The sequence below is a fragment of the Xanthobacter sp. BG11Y11_SDJG genome, from assembly GCF_057364445.1.
The window spans coordinates 1-1618 of record NZ_JBNFNU010000622.1; the positions used below are offsets into that span (position 1 = coordinate 1).

A 1618-nucleotide genomic window follows, 5' to 3' on the forward strand; every position below is an offset into this window, starting at 1 on the left:
CGCGCAGGCGCACGTTCCTGGGCCTCACCGGTCCGCCCGGCGTCGGCAAGTCCACGCTGACCAATGCCCTGGTGCACCGCGCCCGCGCCGCCGGCCTTTCGGTGGCCGTGCTGGCGGTCGACCCGTCCTCGCGCCGCACCAAGGGGGCGCTGCTCGGCGACCGGGCGCGCATCCAGACCGATCCCGAGGACCGGCAGGTGTTCGTGCGCTCCATGGCGGCGCGCGACCGGCTCGGCGGTCTTTCGGACGACGCGGTGGCGGCGGTGGTGCTCCTGCGCGCGATCTACGACCTCGTGATCGTCGAGACCGTGGGCGTCGGCCAGTCGGAGGCCGACATCTCGCTGGTGGCGGACACGGTGGTGCTGTGCATCCAGCCGGGTTCCGGCGACAGCCTGCAGTTCATGAAGGCGGGCGTGATGGAGCTGCCCGACATCATCGTCGTCACCAAGGCCGACATGGCCGATGTCGCGCGCCGCGCCGCCGCCGAGGTGACCGGCGCGCTCTCGCTCTCCGGCGGGGCGGGCGACTGGGCGGTGCCGGTGCTGCGCCTGTCCGCTCCACCGGCGAGGGCCTTTCCGCATTCGACGACGCCATCGCCCGGCATCGCGCGCACATGGCGGCCGGCGGCCGGCGCGAGCGCTGCGCGCGGCACAGGAGGAGAAGTGGGTGGAGGAGGCGATCAAGGTGCGCTTCGGCACGAACGGGACTCGCCCGCGCCCGGCGCCTCGGCGCGGCGTGCGACGGCCCGTTCAACCCGCGAGGCCGGCGCTCGCCGCACGGCTGACGGACGGCCAGGGCTGAACATCAGGGCTGAGCGGGATGCCGCGCGCTCAGTGGGCGCGGCCGACCAGCGTGTATTCGCCGGCGCGCACCTTGCCGGCGAGCCGCTCGACGAATTCGGCGCACGGCTCCTCGCCATAGGTGGCGACCAGGCTGCGTAGCGCCGCGATAAGGGCCGCCTGGACCAGGCAATCCTCGTCCAGCCCGTCACGCACGGCCTCGACCCAGGCGTCGTTGAGGTAGCCCAGCGCCGCGTGGCGATCGTCCGCTTCCGTCTCGCCGGCTTCGGAAATGAGGATCTGGGCGTGGGGCAAGCTGGACAAGGGCCGGTTCTCCGCGCCGCCAACGGCGACGGGGATACCTTTAGCACGTTCTGCCCCGCGGGCAGCCCAGTTCTAACCGAAAGGTTAATTCCGACCGGAAGATGGCACCGAGCGCCCGAGCCGCCCGCACCGGCCGCCCGCGGCCTCAGTTGCCGCCGTAGCGCACGACGATGTCGTGGGCGAGCTTGCCCGCCTCCTCCAGCTGCCGCGAGACGGCAAGGCGGGCGGACGGGGTGCAGGCGCGGTAGACCTGGGCATAGCTGGAATAGCCGCGGTTGAAGCTGCCGATCATCTGCCCGCGGCGATCCTCGGAGGGCTGCTCGGCGTCGAGCAGCGCCTGCATCTCGGCGCGCCAGCGCTGGGCCTCGTCCGTCACGCCGCACAGCGGACGCAGATAATGCAGCGCGCCCAGGATCTCGGCGAGGCGCAGGAAATCCTCGTCATAAGGCGGCGTGGCGCCCTCGGTCGGACCGGCCGCGCGCGCGGGCGCGGCGCCAAGCGCGGCGAGCGCGAGC

General features: G+C 73.0%; 3 protein-coding genes. 1 reads left to right on the top strand and 2 read right to left on the bottom strand.

The features are described from left to right. The coding region (locus AC2W7M_RS25065; protein WP_486135783.1) for an ArgK/MeaB family GTPase at positions 1–941 on the top strand (941 nt) is incomplete at its 5' end. Here the strand turns inward: AC2W7M_RS25065 and AC2W7M_RS25070 are convergent. Both AC2W7M_RS25070 and AC2W7M_RS25075 read right to left on the bottom strand, forming a co-directional pair. After that, positions 831–1103 carry a hypothetical protein gene (locus AC2W7M_RS25070; RefSeq protein WP_486135785.1) on the bottom strand — a complete coding sequence of 91 codons (273 nt, stop codon included), beginning with the start codon at positions 1101–1103 and terminating at the stop codon, positions 831–833. The two genes, AC2W7M_RS25065 and AC2W7M_RS25070, sit on opposite strands and share 111 nt — an antisense overlap. Positions 1104–1248: 145 nt before the next feature. Further along, positions 1249–1618, bottom strand: a 370-nt coding sequence (locus AC2W7M_RS25075; protein WP_486135787.1) for a TIGR02301 family protein, incomplete at its 5' end; no start/stop codon positions are given.